The organism is Micromonospora sp. NPDC049004, assembly GCF_040649315.1.
Classification (GTDB): domain Bacteria; phylum Actinomycetota; class Actinomycetes; order Mycobacteriales; family Micromonosporaceae; genus Micromonospora.
Map to the genome: position 1 here is coordinate 160,418 of NZ_JBEZFG010000002.1, position 14,305 is coordinate 174,722.

16 protein-coding genes are annotated in these 14,305 nt (G+C 70.8%); 5 read left to right on the top strand and 11 right to left on the bottom strand.

The features are described from left to right. Nucleotides 1–36: 36 nt before the first annotated feature. The 5 genes from AB0B97_RS05470 to AB0B97_RS05490 all read right to left on the bottom strand — a co-directional run bounded on the left by AB0B97_RS05470 (nt 37) and on the right by AB0B97_RS05490 (nt 6,338). Nucleotides 37–918 (bottom strand): potassium-transporting ATPase subunit C, encoded by an 882-nt coding sequence (locus AB0B97_RS05470; protein WP_357490886.1) that lies wholly within the window; start codon nt 916–918, stop codon nt 37–39. Next, complete coding sequence (gene kdpB, locus AB0B97_RS05475; RefSeq protein ID WP_357490887.1) at nt 918–3,113, bottom strand: potassium-transporting ATPase subunit KdpB; 2,196 nt, start codon at nt 3,111–3,113, stop codon at nt 918–920. The genes AB0B97_RS05470 and kdpB overlap by 1 nt, the downstream gene beginning before the upstream one ends. Before the next feature lie 20 nt (nt 3,114–3,133). Then, nucleotides 3,134–4,789 carry a potassium-transporting ATPase subunit KdpA gene (kdpA, locus tag AB0B97_RS05480; RefSeq protein WP_357490889.1) on the bottom strand — a complete coding sequence of 552 codons (1,656 nt, stop codon included), beginning with the start codon at nt 4,787–4,789 and terminating at the stop codon, nt 3,134–3,136. After that, nucleotides 4,789–4,878, bottom strand: a complete 90-nt coding sequence (kdpF, locus tag AB0B97_RS05485; protein ID WP_036390805.1) for a K(+)-transporting ATPase subunit F — start codon at nt 4,876–4,878, stop codon at nt 4,789–4,791. The genes kdpA and kdpF overlap by 1 nt, the downstream gene beginning before the upstream one ends. Nucleotides 4,879–5,297: 419 nt before the next feature. Beyond that, on the bottom strand, nt 5,298–6,338 hold the full coding sequence (locus tag AB0B97_RS05490; protein WP_357490891.1) for an SAM-dependent methyltransferase: 1,041 nt from the start codon (nt 6,336–6,338) through the stop codon (nt 5,298–5,300). 72 nt (nt 6,339–6,410) lie between these two features. Between AB0B97_RS05490 and AB0B97_RS05495 the strand changes: the two genes are divergently transcribed. Next, nucleotides 6,411–7,265 (top strand): zf-HC2 domain-containing protein, encoded by an 855-nt coding sequence (locus AB0B97_RS05495; protein WP_357490893.1) that lies wholly within the window; start codon nt 6,411–6,413, stop codon nt 7,263–7,265. 24 nt (nt 7,266–7,289) lie between these two features. Here AB0B97_RS05495 and AB0B97_RS05500 read toward each other — a convergent pair whose 3' ends face one another. The 3 genes from AB0B97_RS05500 to AB0B97_RS05510 all read right to left on the bottom strand — a co-directional run bounded on the left by AB0B97_RS05500 (nt 7,290) and on the right by AB0B97_RS05510 (nt 10,428). Continuing rightward, nucleotides 7,290–7,913 carry a CGNR zinc finger domain-containing protein gene (locus tag AB0B97_RS05500; protein ID WP_357490895.1) on the bottom strand — a complete coding sequence of 208 codons (624 nt, stop codon included), beginning with the start codon at nt 7,911–7,913 and terminating at the stop codon, nt 7,290–7,292. 7 nt (nt 7,914–7,920) lie between these two features. Beyond that, nucleotides 7,921–8,769, bottom strand: a complete 849-nt coding sequence (locus AB0B97_RS05505) for an MBL fold metallo-hydrolase (RefSeq protein WP_234591350.1) — start codon at nt 8,767–8,769, stop codon at nt 7,921–7,923. A 162-nt stretch (nt 8,770–8,931) separates the two neighbouring features. After that, complete coding sequence (locus tag AB0B97_RS05510) at nt 8,932–10,428, bottom strand: NAD(P)/FAD-dependent oxidoreductase (RefSeq protein ID WP_357490897.1); 1,497 nt, start codon at nt 10,426–10,428, stop codon at nt 8,932–8,934. Nucleotides 10,429–10,564: 136 nt separating this feature from the next. On the opposite strand from AB0B97_RS05510, the gene AB0B97_RS05515 reads away from it, so the two are divergent. Further along, the gene (locus AB0B97_RS05515; protein WP_357492036.1) at nt 10,565–11,074 is read left to right on the top strand and encodes a pyridoxamine 5'-phosphate oxidase family protein; all 510 of its coding nucleotides are present in this window, start codon (nt 10,565–10,567) and stop codon (nt 11,072–11,074) included. A gap of 21 nt (nt 11,075–11,095) precedes the next feature. On the opposite strand, the gene AB0B97_RS05520 is transcribed toward AB0B97_RS05515, so the two are convergent. Continuing rightward, complete coding sequence (locus tag AB0B97_RS05520) at nt 11,096–11,728, bottom strand: TetR/AcrR family transcriptional regulator (protein WP_357490899.1); 633 nt, start codon at nt 11,726–11,728, stop codon at nt 11,096–11,098. A gap of 78 nt (nt 11,729–11,806) precedes the next feature. Next, nucleotides 11,807–12,205: a VOC family protein gene (locus tag AB0B97_RS05525; RefSeq protein WP_357490901.1), complete on the bottom strand. Its 399-nt coding sequence runs from the start codon at nt 12,203–12,205 to the stop codon at nt 11,807–11,809. A gap of 69 nt (nt 12,206–12,274) precedes the next feature. On the opposite strand from AB0B97_RS05525, the gene AB0B97_RS05530 reads away from it, so the two are divergent. Next, nucleotides 12,275–13,282, top strand: coding sequence for a YafY family protein (locus AB0B97_RS05530; RefSeq protein WP_357490903.1), 1,008 nt, complete (start codon nt 12,275–12,277; stop codon nt 13,280–13,282). Between the two features lie 78 nt (nt 13,283–13,360). On the opposite strand, the gene AB0B97_RS05535 is transcribed toward AB0B97_RS05530, so the two are convergent. Beyond that, nucleotides 13,361–13,618, bottom strand: coding sequence for a hypothetical protein (locus AB0B97_RS05535; RefSeq protein WP_357490905.1), 258 nt, complete (start codon nt 13,616–13,618; stop codon nt 13,361–13,363). A gap of 156 nt (nt 13,619–13,774) precedes the next feature. Between AB0B97_RS05535 and AB0B97_RS05540 the strand changes: the two genes are divergently transcribed. Next, on the top strand, nt 13,775–13,993 hold the full coding sequence (locus AB0B97_RS05540) for a hypothetical protein (protein WP_357490907.1): 219 nt from the start codon (nt 13,775–13,777) through the stop codon (nt 13,991–13,993). Nucleotides 13,994–14,017: 24 nt separating this feature from the next. Beyond that, on the top strand, nt 14,018–14,236 hold the full coding sequence (locus tag AB0B97_RS05545) for a hypothetical protein (RefSeq protein WP_357490909.1): 219 nt from the start codon (nt 14,018–14,020) through the stop codon (nt 14,234–14,236). Nucleotides 14,237–14,305 lie beyond the last annotated feature (69 nt).

The following is a 14,305-nucleotide window of genomic DNA, read 5'->3' on the forward strand; positions in this document are numbered from 1 at the left end:
CCGTGCCCGGTCGGCACGGCCCCGCCCGAGGTGCACTCAGCGTGCGGCGAACTGCTTGTCGAGGGCGAGGTTGAGCTCCAGCACGTTGACGCCGGGCGCACCCATGAAGCCCAACCCACGGCCGTCGGTGTGCTCCTCGACCAGCTTGCGGACGGCCGCCGGGTCCGCGCCGCGCTCCCGCGCGACCCGGTTCACCTGCAGATCGGCGTACGCGGGGCTGATCTGCGGGTCGAGCCCGCTGCCGCTGGCGGTGACCGCGTCGGCGGGCACCGCCGGATTGGCCGGCGCGTCGCCCCGGATCGGGGTGATGACCCCGCCGTCCGCGACGTAGTCCACGCCGGGCTGGGCCAGCTCCACTGTCACCCCCTGGTACGAGGACACGAACGGGGTGGCCGGGGCGACCTGGTTGACGCTTACCACCCGGGTCACCGGGCCGGTCAGACCGTCGGCGCGGAAGACCGCGAGCACGGCGCCCACCCCGTCGTCGGTGCAGTAGGGGCGGCGGCCGTCGACGCCGTTCAGCTCGCCGACGGCCTTGCTGCGCCCACAGACCTGGGTGAGCAGGCTCTCGCTGGACTCTTCCGGGTCGGTGGCGATGGTGTCGACAACGCTCTCCGGGCCGAGGTTGCTGGCCGAGGTGGACGTCGGGTCGTAGCCGTCGCCGGCGGCCGACGGGCGGGACTGGAAGTAACGCGGGACGGGGTTGCCGTCCGCGTCGGTGAAGGACTGGCCGATGAGCGAGCTGCCGACAGTCGTCCCGCCCGAGGTGATCAGCGAGCCGTCGGCCTTGTGGTCGAGGCCGGGCAGGTGACCGAGCGCGACCAGAGCCAGCGGGTAGACCAGCCCGAGCAGCACCGTGAAGACGAGCACGGCGCGCAGGGCGGCGAGGTGTTGGGCGATCCAGGTGGGTATGCGCATCACGAAATCCCCGGGATGAACTGGATGAGCAGGTCGATGAGCTTGATCCCGATGAACGGCACGATGATGCCGCCCAGTCCGTACACCAGCAGGTTGCGGCTGAGCAGCTTCGACGCGGCCGCCGGCCGGTACCGCACGCCGCGCAGGGCGAGCGGGATCAGCGCGATGATCACCAGGGCGTTGAAGATGACCGCGGACAGGATCGCCGACTCCGGGCTGGCCAGCCGCATGATGTTCAGGGTGTCCAGGCTCGGGTAGAGGCCGGCGAACATGGCCGGGATGATCGCGAAGTACTTCGCGATGTCGTTCGAGATGCTGAACGTGGTCAGCGCACCGCGGGTGATCAGCAACTGCTTGCCGATCTCCACGATCTCGATCAGTTTGGTCGGGTCGGAGTCGAGGTCGACCATGTTGCCGGCCTCCTTCGCGGCCGACGTGCCGGTGTTCATGGCCACCCCGACGTCGGCCTGGGCGAGCGCCGGCGCGTCGTTGGTGCCGTCACCGGTCATCGCGACCAGCCGGCCACCCTCCTGCTCCCGCTTGATCAGCGCGAGCTTGTCCTCCGGCGTCGCCTCGGCCAGGAAGTCGTCCACCCCGGCCTCGTCGGCGATCGCCTTCGCGGTACGCGGGTTGTCGCCGGTGATCATCACGGTGCGGATGCCCATCCGGCGCATCTCGTCGAACCGCTCCCGCATGCCGGACTTGACGACGTCCTTGAGGTGGATGACGCCCAGGGCGCGGGCGGGCTCGCCGTCGACGTGCTCGGCGACGACCAGCGGCGTGCCGCCGGTGCCACTTATCGCGTCGACGATCTCGCCGACCTGCTCGGTCGGGTGGCCGCCGTTCTCCCGTACCCACTTCATGACCGCGGCGGCGGCGCCCTTGCGGACCCGACGGGCCGTGCCCGACGCGCCGCCGTCGACGGTGGCGTCCGGGGTCAGGTCGACGCCGCTCATCCGGGTCTGCGCGGTGAACGGCACGAAGGTGGCGTGCGGCATCACCCCGGGCTCGCGTTCGCGCAGCCCGAACTCGTTCTTCGCCAGGACGACGACCGAGCGCCCCTCCGGGGTCTCGTCGGCCAGGCTGGAGAGCTGGGCGGCGTCGGCCACTGTGGCGGCGTCGACCCCCTCGACCGGTACGAACTCGGCGGCCTGCCGGTTGCCCAGCGTGATGGTGCCGGTCTTGTCCAGCAGCAGGGTGTTGACGTCGCCGGCCGCCTCGACGGCCCGGCCGCTCATGGCCAGCACGTTGCGCTGCACGAGGCGGTCCATGCCGGCGATGCCGATGGCCGACAGCAGCGCGCCGATGGTGGTGGGGATCAGGCAGACCAGCAGCGAGACCAGGACGACACCTGTGACACCGGAACCGGTGATCGCCCCGCTGTCCGGCGCGGCGGCCTGGTACGCCTTGGAGAAGATCGCCAAGGGCTGGAGGGTGACCACGGCCAGCAGGAAGATGATCGTGAGAGCGGCGAGCAGGATGTTCAGCGCGATCTCGTTCGGCGTCTTCTGCCGGTTGGCGCCCTCGACCAGGGCGATCATCCGGTCGATGAAGCTCTCCCCGGGCTTCTGGGTGATCTTCACGATGATCCGGTCGGAGAGCACCTTGGTGCCGCCGGTGACCGCGCTGCGGTCCCCGCCGGACTCCCGGATGACCGGGGCCGACTCGCCGGTGATTGCCGACTCGTCGACGCTCGCGATGCCCTCCACGATGTCGCCGTCGCCGGGAATGATGCCGCCCGCCTCGACCAGCACGATGTCGCCCTGGCGCAGCTGCGGAGCGGGCACCGCCTCGTCGCGGTAGGTGTTGGCCCGAGCGCCCGGCTTCCAGTCGACCAGCCGGGTGGCGATGGTGTCCTGCTTGGCCTGTCGCAGCGCGGCGGCCTGGGCCTTGCCCCGGCCCTCGGCGACCGCCTCGGCCAGGTTCGCGAAGATCACGGTCAGCCAGAGCCAGATGGTGATCGCCCAGGCGAACACCGACGGGTCGGTCACCGCCAGGACCGTGGTGAACGCCGCGCCGATCTCCACGATCAGCATCACCGGGTTGCGCCACAACGTGGTGGGGTTGAGCTTGCGTACGGCGTCCGGCAGGGACCGGATGAGTTGCTGGGGGTCGAGCAGGCCCCCGCCGACCCGGTTGCCCTGCGTCGCCGGGGTGCCTGGCAGTTGCTCTGTCGGGGCGGACGTGACGGACATGTCCTCGTTCCTCATGATGGTCAGAGCCCTTCTGCCAGCGGGCCGAGCGCGAGCGCGGGCAGGAAGGTCAGCGCGACGAGGACGACAGTGACGCCGACGACCATGCCGATGAACAGCGGTCGGTGGGTCGGCAGGGTGCCCTCGGACGCGGGGGTGGGTGCCTGGCGGGCCAGCGAGCCGGCCAGCGCGAGCACGAAGATGAGCGGCAGGAACCGGCCCAGCAGCATGCACAGCCCCAACGCGGTGTCCCACCAGGTGGTGTTCACCGTGATGCCGGCGAAGGCGGAACCGTTGTTGTTGCTGGCCGAGGTGAACGCGTACAGCACCTCGGAGAGGCCGTGCGGGCCGACGTTGAGCGCCGTCGAGTTGTTGCCGGTCGCGAACGCCGCCGCCGTGCCGACCAGCACCAGGATCGGCGTGATCAGGAAGTACAGCGAGGCGAACTTGATCTCCCGCGACCCGATCTTCTTGCCCAGGTACTCGGGGGTGCGGCCGACCATCAGGCCGGCGATGAACACCGTGATCACCGCGAGGATGAGCAGGCCGTAGAGGCCCGAACCGGTGCCCCCCGGCGCGACCTCGCCGAGCATCATGTTGACCATCGTCATCATGCCGCCGAGCGAGGTGAACGAGTCGTGGAAGGAGTTCACCGCGCCGGTCGAGGTGAGCGTGGTGGCGGCGGCGAAGGTGGCCGAGTTCGACACGTCGAACCGCACCTCCTTGCCCTCCATCGCCGCGCCGACCGCCTGCGGGACGGTGCCGTGGCCGGCCAGCTCGAAGATGTTGGTGATGGCGACGCTGAGGAACGCGAGGATGCCCATCACCGCGGCGATCGCGTAGCCCTGCCGGTTCTGCCCGACCATCCGGCCGAACACCCGGGGCAGGCTGAACGGGATCAGGAGGATCAGGAAGATCTCCAACCAGTTCGTCCAGGTCGTGGGGTTCTCGAACGGGTGGGCGCTGTTGACGTTGTAGAAGCCGCCGCCGTTGGTGCCCAGCTCCTTGATCACTTCCTGGCTCGCGACCGGGCCGCCGGTGATGGTCTGGGTGCCGCCGGTCAGCGTGCTCACGTCGGTGCCGGCGGAGAGGTTCTGCACCACCCCGCCGATCATCAACGCGATGGCCCCGAGGACCGCGATCGGCAGCAGGATGCGCAGCACGATCCGGGTCAGGTCGACCCAGAAGTTGCCGAGTTGCCCGGTGCGGCTGCGGGCGAAGCCGCGGACCAGCGCGACCGCCACCGCGATGCCGACCGCCGCCGAGACGAAGTTCTGCACGGCCAGGCCGGCCATCTGCACCAGGTGGCCCATCGTCGACTCACCCGAGTACGACTGCCAGTTCGTGTTGGTCACGAACGACACGGCAGTGTTCCACGCGCCGTGCGGCACCACCGGGTCGAAACCCAGCGACAGCCACAGGTGGTTCTGCACCCGCTGGAACAGGTACAGGAACAGGAGCGAGACGGCCGAGAACGCGAGCACGCTGCGGGCGTACACGCCCCAGGTCTGCTCGGCGGCCGGGTTGACCCCGACCAGTCGGTAGATCCCCCGCTCGACCCGCGACTGTCTGGTACCGGAGACCGCCCGGAACATGTGGTCGCCGAACGGCTTGTAGACGGCGACCAGGGCCGCCACCAGCGTCAGCACGAAGATGACGCCCGCTGTTGTCATGGTCATCAGAAGCGCTCCGGGAACAGCAGGGCGAACACCAGGAACGCGCCCAGGACGATCGCGAGCACCAGACCGACGGCGTTTACCGCGTTCACAGCTTCTCCACCGCCCGGACCACCAGGGCGAGCACTGCGAACAGCGCCACCGTGAGGACCACGAACACCACGTCAGACACGCTGACTCCTCTTACCGGAAAGGTTCGTCGCGACCGCCTTCCGGTCGCGCCGGGGCAAGCAAAGCCCCACCACCCGCCGGACGGCAGGGGTCATAACGCGACCATGACGGTGGCGAACCTTTTCTTGACGCGGTTTTCACACCTGCCCACTGAACAGGTGAAATGCGGCACAAAGGCGCGTCAGCCCGGGGAGACGCGGGGTGGCTGTCCATCCTTTGCTCTGCTTCAGCGGAGGCGACAGCGAGGCACCGACACTGTTGCGCCGGTTGAAGCAGAGCAAAGGGCCCGAAGGGGATGGGCGGCGGGTCAGGCCAGGCGGGCCGGGTCAGGCCAGGCGGGTCAGGCCGGGCGGCGGGCCACCAGCACGTCGCGCATGATCGACTGGTCGACCCGGTGCCGCAGCGCGCGGTAGGGCTCCGCGTCGACAACTGTCAGGCCGGCGTCGGCAAGTGCCGCCGCCGCGTCCTCGCGGCTGGCGACGTGGGTGTTCCACGAGATGCCCAGCGCCCCGCCCGGGCGCAGCAGCCGCGCCCAGACCGGCGCGGCGTCCGCGAGCAGCGCCAGCGGGTCACGCGTCAGACCCTGATCGGCGGTACGACTGCCGTGCTGCACGCCGTACGGCGCGTCGGCGACCACCAGGTCGACGGTCTCGGGGCGGAAGAACTCCGCCGCGCGGGTGGTGTCGGCGTTGACGACGTCGAGCAACTGCGTACGACCCGCCTTGTGCTCCTCGCGGGTCGGCGCCAGTTCGATGCGCACCCGGCGGCCGACCACCTTGCGCTCCCGCCGCACCGGCCCCGACTCCAGCACCCGGTGCTTGACCCGCTTCTGCTTCAGCCAGGTCGTGACGAACGCGCGGTACGCCTCGACGTCCTTCTGGTCGCGCTCGATCCCGGCGGCGTCGAAGCCGTACATCAGCGCCTGGTTGAGGGTGGTGCCCCGACCGCAGAGCGGGTCGAGCACCCGGAACCGGCGGCTGGTCAGTTCGCCGGCCCAGTCCGACGCGAGCAGGGTGACGTTGAGCAGCAGCTTGGTGAACTGCTCGTTGGTCTTGCCGGGGTACTTCTGGATGGTGAGCAGGTCGTCGTCGTAGCGGTCCAGCCGGCTCCACTCGACCGGGCGCAGCAGGTCGCCGACGATCTCGAACAGCGCGTACCCGGCGGAGAGGTTGCCCAGGACGGCCAGGTCCCGTTCGGTCAGCCCGTCACCGCTGAACGTGACGTAGGTCGCCCCGCCGACGACCTCCGTGTCCAGCTCGCCGATCCGGCCGTCGAGCGCCGACCGGCCGAAGATCTCCAGCTCGGCCCGGGTGAGGTCGATGGCGGAGCGGGCGTACACCCGGTTGGTGGCGGGCAGGATCAGCAGGCCGTAGCGCGTCATGATCCGGCGAGTATTCCACAACGGGTGACGGTCGCCGGGAACCGGAGCGGCCTGCGGACCGACTACCCACACATGGGGTGTGAGCAATGGCGGGAGGTCCTGTCCGCGCAGTTGGACGGGGAGGAGACCGCCGCCGAGGGGGCGGCGGCGCAGGGGCACCTGGACGAGTGCGCCAAGTGCCGGGCCTGGTTCGCGGCGGCGGTCGCGGTGACGCGCCGGGTTCGTACCCGACTGGTCACCGATGTGCCCGACCGGACCGACGCGATCCTGGCCGCCGTCGGTGGCAGCGCCACCGACGGCGCGGTCGCCGACGCCTGTGACACGCCGCCGGCCCGCCGGTCGCGCTGGCGGCCCCGCCTGCCCGGCCGCGGCCGGCTGGTCGTCGGGCTGCGCGCGGCGCTCGGCCTGCTCGGGGCTGTTCAGCTGGTGCTCGGCCTGGCCCAGGTGGGCCGGGGAGCGACCGCCGACCATCTGCACGCCTCCGGGCAGCACCTGTGGCACGAGTCGGCCGCCTGGAACGTGGCGGTCGGGGCCGGCTTCCTCTTCGTGGCGGTACGCCGCAGCCCTCCGGCGGGTCTCCTGCCGATGCTCAGCGCGTTCGTCGGCACGCTCCTGCTGCTGTCGGTCAACGACCTCGCCACCGGCTCGGTGAGTGGGGAGCGCCTGGTCAGCCACGGCTTCCTGGTGTTCGGCTACCTGATCACCGTGCTGCTGTCGCGGCCCGGACTGCGTCCCGGGGGGCCCGCGCCGCAGCGGCAGCCGACGCCGTCGCGCTGGCGGTTCGGCGCGGACGAGACCGAACGGCCACTGCGGGTGGTGCACTCCGGGGCGTACCCGGCGCAGGCAGCCGACCGCAACGCCGCCCCGGCCGCGCGCACCGGCCGCGCCGCGCGCGCCGGTCAGGCCGGCGACCGCCGGGCGGCCTGAGCCGAGGCGGCGCGCACGGCCTGTTCAGTCCGCCTGTCGACGGCGGGCCCGGTGGGCGCGCAGGTTGGTCGGGAGCCCGCAGACGCGTACGGAGTGCCAGACCCCGCTGTTGTTGCGGGAGCGGTCATAGAACGCGACCTGGCAACGCGGGTTGCGGCAGGTCTTGATCCGCCGGCCGACGTCGGTGAGTTGCGCCTCGAACAGCTCCGCCAGGACGAGGGAGACCAGCAGGTCGGCTCCGGCTCCGGCGGGTTCGAGGTGGACCGAGCCGTTCCCGTCGAGCCGCAGTGTGGCGCCTGTGGCGCGAGGGGCCGGCGCCGGCTCGGGCGGCCCGGATTCCGGTGTGGCGTGCAGCCTGGCGTCGATCCCGTACCGCAGCTCGTCGCGGAAGGTCCGCAGCGCCCGCAGACCCGCCGGGTCGAGCGTCACGTCGGGTGCCGGCCGCCCGGTGACCGTCGACCACCGGGCGGCGACATCGTGCGCCCACTGCGTGGCGCTGTCGAGATCGTCGAGGAGATCCGGCTGGCGCGGCGCACCGGCCGGGAGCGTGTTGAGCAGGTCCTGGACGAGCCCGAGGCCGCCCGGAGCGGGGTCGAGGTCGTACCTCGCGGTGGCGGGCCACAGCGCGGAATCGGATGCCGGCGGCATGGTCAGGTCACTTTCCGATCAGGCCGAGCGCCCCGTACCAGAGCGGCCCCGGGTTCACCCAGTCCGGATAGAGCTCCATCATCGCGTCGAAGAACTCAAGGGCCGTCGACTTCTCCGCCAACAGCCGTTCCACGTTCAGCAGGTACCTGCGGGTCTCGTCGATGCTCGACGGGTCGTCGGGGCGGTTGCGGTTCTTGTGGCTGGCGACGACCGCCCGGGGCGCGAGGGCCTCGACGCGGTCCAGGGCCTTGAGCCACTCCCGCAGGCCACCGTTGACGGTTTCCAGCAGGTACTGGTGGACGCCGTTGTAGACGACGTCGCCGGCCACCACGAGACCGATCGACGGCACGTGCAGGACAGTGGTCTGGTCGCCATCGGTGTGCCCGGTCTCGACCGGCTGGGCGACGTTGCCTTCGAGCAGGATTCCGCCGGGCGGCACCGGAACGGCATCGACGGGCGACTCCGGGATCAGCCCGGGGAAGACCTTGTCGAACACCTCTTGACGCCCGACAGTGGCCTGCTGGTGCATGACCTCGATGGTCCCGGGCGTCGCGTAGGTGACGGCGTCGGGGAAACGCTTGACCAGCTCGGGGGCACCGAACCAGTGGTCGCCGTGCCCGTGGGTGGCGTAGATGGCCGTCAGCCGCTTGCCCGACCGCTCGATCCAGTCTCCCGCCGTCGCGATCTGCTCGTGGGTGAACGGCGGGTCCACCAGCAGCGCCTCCTCGGCCCCCGAGATCAGGGTGGTGGCTGTCGGGTTGAAGTGGATGGGCGAGCCGTCCGGCATGCGCTGCTCTCCGGCCCGGACCGGGCCGTCCAGGACCAGGACCTCGTAGGACAGGGCAGTTGTGGTCATGTCTCCTCCTCGATGACGCGTGCGCCGCCGGTCGGGCGTGCCACCGACCCCCGCACCGCTGAAATAAGCATAAGCCTTACGGTTATTTCAGCAGCTGCGTTCGCTGGTGCTCTGTGTCACGGCCACGGCGACTCGTCGGCCGCCGCGGGGGGCCGGTCAGAATCAGCGTCCAGGACCCGACCAGCTGCTGCGGCCGTAGTCGGCCGGATCCAGCCGGGCGGTACGGCGGCGGTACTCGGCGGCCATCCCCGGCCAGTTGGTGACGATCCGGCCGGTGGCCGTGCGGTACCAGCTCCGGCAGGCGGTCCACACGCTCGCGCCGAGCCGGCGTTGCAGCTCCGCGTCGTAGCCGGCGGCCACCTCGGGGCGTACCTCCAGAGGTTCGCCACCGGCGGCGAGCAGGCTGACCGCCTGCACGATGTGCCGGGCCTGCGCCTCGTGGAAGTAGATCACCGACGTGTTGCCGGTGTTGGTGTTCGGGCCGTACATGAGGAAGAGGTTGGGAAAGCCGGGCACGGCCATCCCGAGGTACGCGTACGCGCCGTCACGCCACTCTTCACCGAGCTGACGGCCGGCGCGTCCGGTGACCCGGATCGGCACCAGGAAGTCGGTGGCCGCGAAGCCGGTGCCGTAGACCAGCACGTCGCAGGGATGGGCGCGGCCGTCGGCGGTGCGGATGCCGTCCTCGGTCACCTCGACGATCGCCTCGGTGACCAGCTCGACGTCGTCGCGGCCCAGGGCCGGCAGCCAGTCGTTGGTGAACAGCACCCGCTTGCAGCCCATCGGCTCGACAGGCGTGACGCGGGCGCGCAGCTCCGGGTCGCGTACCTGCCACCGCCGCTGCGCCCGCGAGACACCCCGCAGCACCGCCGCGGCGGCCCGGTTGCCGGTCACCGCCAGCCCGGTGAGCACGGTGACCGACCAGAACGCGGCCCGGGGCACCCGCATCAGCGCCGGCACCCGCCGGTAGAGCGCCCGACCCAGCCGCCCGTGCCGGCGGTCCGGCTTGGGCAGCGTCCAGGGCGGAGTGCGCTGGAAGACGGTCACCCGGGCGGCCCGGTCCGCGATCGCCGGCACCAGCTGCACCGCGCTGGCGCCGGTGCCGATCACCGCGACGCGGGCGCCGTCCAGCCGTACCGCCGGGTCCCACCGGGCCGTGTGCATCGCCGGCCCGGCGAACCGCTGCGCGCCCGGCAGCGCCGGCACCACCGGCCGCGAGAGCTGCCCGACCGCCGGGATCAGGACGTCCGCCGTCAGTTCCGCGCCATCGGCGGTACGCAGCCGCCAGCACGCGCCGGCCTCGTCCCACGACGCGTCGGTGACCTCGGTACGCAACCGCACACTGTCGGCCAGCCCCAGCTCGGCCACGCAGCGGTGCAGGTAGTCCAGGATCTCCGAGTGCGGCGGGAAGCGCCGCGACCAGTCCGGGTTCAGCGCGAAGGAGTACGAGTAGAGCGGCGCCGGGATGTCACAGGCGCAGCCCGGGTAGGTGTTGTCCCGCCAGACGCCGCCGATCCGGTCGGCCCGTTCCAGCAGGACCACGTCCGCGTCGCCGGCGCGACGCAGCGCGGCGGCCACCGCCACCCCGCCGAACCCGGAGCCGATGATCGCCACCCGCACCCGACGGGGAGGTCGGGCGGTCGCTGCGCTGTCGGTCATGGCGGGCTCCCTCGGCGGTGCGGCCGACCGTAACAGCTTGTTGGCGGCCCGCCAACGATGCGCCCGCACCCGCCGAGCCCGCGGCCGTCCACGCGGCCCACGCGGGTAGGGTGCTCGCCATGGTCGCGACGGTTTCCTGCCGGTGACGAATCCGTGGCTTGCCGGGCCCACGCCGGCGAAGCGGCTCGACCGCGAACGGCTCGAAGAGCGCATCCAAAACCTGCTGTCGTCGCAGAACATGTGCGTGCTCGCGACCACGGGTCCGGACGGGCCGCTGGCCACGCCGGTGCGGTACTACCCGCTCGACTTCGCGGTGCTCTTCACCGCCGCACCCCGTTCGCCGAAGATGCGCAACATCGCTGCCGATCCACGCGTGTCCGTCGGCATCTTCGCGCCCCTGGTCGGGCTGGCGAGCAGCCGCGGGGCCCAACTGTTCGGCACGGCCCGGGTGCTCGGTCCTAAGGATCCGGACCGAGCGCACTACTGGTCGGCGTTCCGCTGGGAGAACGAACACGCCGAGCGGGGGCGACCGCTGTCCGAGCCGCCCGAGGACACCCTCGTGGTCGTCGAGGCGGAGCGGATCGTCTACACCGAGCACTGGCTGCGACGGGAAGGGTTCGCGCCCCGCCAGTTCTGGCGTCGCTGAAAGCGCCTCCGGCGGCCGTGGTCAGGACGGGTCGCCGGCCGCGATGACCTGCGGGACGACCTGCTCCACGATGGTCAGCAGGGTGGTGGTGAGCAGCAGGTGCACCTGGGCGCGGGTCAACGCGCCGCGCTGGAGCCACTCCCGGGCGGTGGACGTCGCCAGGCCGCAGTACGCCCGGACCATCCCCCGCAGCTCCTCGTGGTCCTTGGCCTTCTCGGCCAGCCCGACGGCGACGAGCATCCGGTCGGCCGCCACCTCCTCCGCCTCGGCGAGCACCCGCTCCACGTCGGCGTCGCCGCCCATCCCCCGGGCGGTGACCGCCGCCAGCCACGAGGTGCTGTGCCGGGACACCACGTCGAGGAACCAGGTGACGCTGGCATCGACACGGGTCCGCAGGTCACCCTTGGGCAGCCGTTCCAAGGCAACCTCGGGGATCGTCACCATGACCCGGACGACCTCCAGGTAAAGGTCCTTCTTGGTGCCGAAGTAGTGGTTGACCAGGCCCCGGGCGACGCCCGCCTCCCGCGCGACATCGGTGGTCGACACATCCGCGTACGGCCGCTCGCCGAACAGCCGGACCGCGCAGGCCAGGATCTGGCCGCGCCGGGCGTCCGGCTCCAACCTGCGGCGGCGCGGAGCCGTCTCGACACTCATCTGCCCGACCCTATCGGCAGCTCACACCGTCAGCTTCGGCATCGAGGTCTCCCGTACCTCCTCGCCGCCGCCGACCGGTCAGCGGCGGAACCTCGCGATCGCGCCCGGGGTCACCGGGGTGAAGAAGTTGACCAGGTTGCCGTCGGGGTCGCGGAAGAGCAGGGCGCGGTTACCCCAGGGCATGGTCGTGGGCTCGTTCACGAAGTCGTCCACCACGCCCTTCAGCTTCTCGTAGAGCGCGTCCACGTCCTCCACGAGGAACTCGATGATCACGCTGTGGTTGTCGGCCGGGCGGGCCGAGCCGGGCGCAAACAGTGGGACGGTGCGGGTGCTGCCGATCGCCAGCGTGCCGTGGGCGGTGCGCAATTCGGCGAAGTCCTCGTTGCCCCAGGTCGCCTGCACACCGGTGATCTTCTCGTAGAAGCCGACCAGGCGGTTGATCTCGTCGGTGATGATGCGGATCGAGACGAAGTCCATGTCTTCTCCCTGCTCAATGCGGTCGCTAACGGTCCGTCGACATCACGCTAGAGCGAATACTGGACAGATTTGGGCCAGTATTTCGATAAAGTTCGGACCGTGGCACGACCGACAGCCCAGGTGCTCGCACTGTTGGAGCTCCTGCAGTCCGGCGGCGTCCGGACGATGGCCGAGCTTGCCGAGCGCCTCGGTGTCGAACCGCGCACGGTGCGGCGCTACGTGAGCCACCTGGTCGACCTGGACCTGCCGGTCGAGTCGGTGCGCGGTCGCTACGGCGGGTATCGGCTCGCCGCCGGTTATCGCCTGCCGCCGCTGATGTTCAACGACGACGAGGCCCTGGCCGTCCTCCTCGGCCTGATCGCCGGCCGCCGTGCCGGGTTGGCGACGGCAACGGGCACAGCGGGCGAGACAGCCGCCGCGAAGATCCGTCGCGTCCTGCCGCCACGGACGGCGGACCGACTGGACGCCGCACTCCAGTCCCTCGCCTTCACCGCCGAACCCGGTGACTTCCCCGCGCCGCAGACCGAGGTACTGCTCGCCGTCGCCGAGGCGGTCCGCCATCACCGGCCGATCTCGGTGCAGTACACCTCGGGCGACGGCCGGCGCAGCGTCCGCGTGCTGCATCCGTTCGGGCTGGTCAACCATGCCGGCCGGTGGTACGTCACCGGGGTCGATCCGGAGATCGGCGAGGAGCGAACCCTTCGACTCGACCGCATTGCGGACGCGAGACCGCTGCCGGGCTCGTTCGAGCCGCCCGCCGGAAACGATCCGGCCGGGCACCTTCTCAGCTCGATGGCACGAGCGCCGTACCCGCACGCGGTATCGCTGCGGATACAAGGAACACTCGAGCAGATCCGCAGGCGGCTACCGGCCAGCATCGCCGAGGTGCGAGAGGGCGCGGACGAAGGCTGGCAGGACGTGGAGATCCGGGCCGAGAGCCTCGACTGGCTGCCCGGCGTGCTCGCCACGCTCGACCTGCCGTTCGTCATCGAACGCCCGGACGAACTCCGCGACCGCGTCGTCGCACTCGCCGAGCGACTGGCGGCCTCGGCACGACGTGAGTCGGCCCGCAACTAGCAAGCCGCCACCCTCACCGTGATCACTTGATGCTCACCAGTTGTCGGCGCCGCTCCTGAGCTGCTGAGCATCAAGTGATCACTGAATTCCGCGCCGACGCCGGATCAGGTGCCGGCCGAGATGCCGCAGGTTGGACGTCTCGGCGTAGAGCGCCGCATTGATCGCACCAACCGCGACCCCGGGAGCGCGCTGCACCCGGTCGACGTCCTGCACGACCCGGCCGATCAACGTCAGCCGACAACGGAGATCGAACAACTCTCTCCGTGCGCAGTGCAGCGCCGTCTCCAATCCGCCGACCCGCTCCCGAAGCCATGCCAACTCCGCCGCCTGATCCATCGGCCAGCCCTTCGTTGAACGACGCCCCCACTGCTCGGCTCGACAGCGAGAGCAATGCTCTGACCACTCTCAGTGAGAACCGGCCCCCTGTCAAGACGGGGACCCCCTTTCGGGGACCCCCGATTGGGGATACGCGAACGTGCCTAGTCTCCGGGTGTGGGTGACGAGGGGCCGGGCGAGCTGATGGGGCCGTACGAGATCGGTCAACGGCTGAACGTTTCCCGGAGCCGGTTTCAGCAGATCGCTATGCGGCCGAGTTTCCCGAAGCCCTACCAAGAGTTACGCGGCATGAAGGTCTGGCTGCGTGCCGACGTGGAGGCGTGGATCGCCGAGCATCGCCCACCGCGCCCCACCGACGGCGACGAGCCCGAGTAGCACACTCAACTTCTCGATGACGCAATGAGTGAGGTACCGGGTCCGCTGGTCGGCCCGCACGAGCTGCAGGAGTTGCTCGGCGGCGTGAGCCGGACGCGGATGCGCCAGCTCATCCGCTATCCGACCTTCCCCGCGCCGTTTCAACGGCTGCACGGCACCACGGTCTGGCTGCGTGCCGACGTGGAGGCGTGGATCGCCGAGCACCGCCCACCGCGCCCTACCGATGGCGACGAGCCCGAGTAGTTCCCCTCCCCGCCTCGCCAGCCTGCGTCGATCATGGACTCATGGTGGGCGATATGGTGGCGCGCTTCC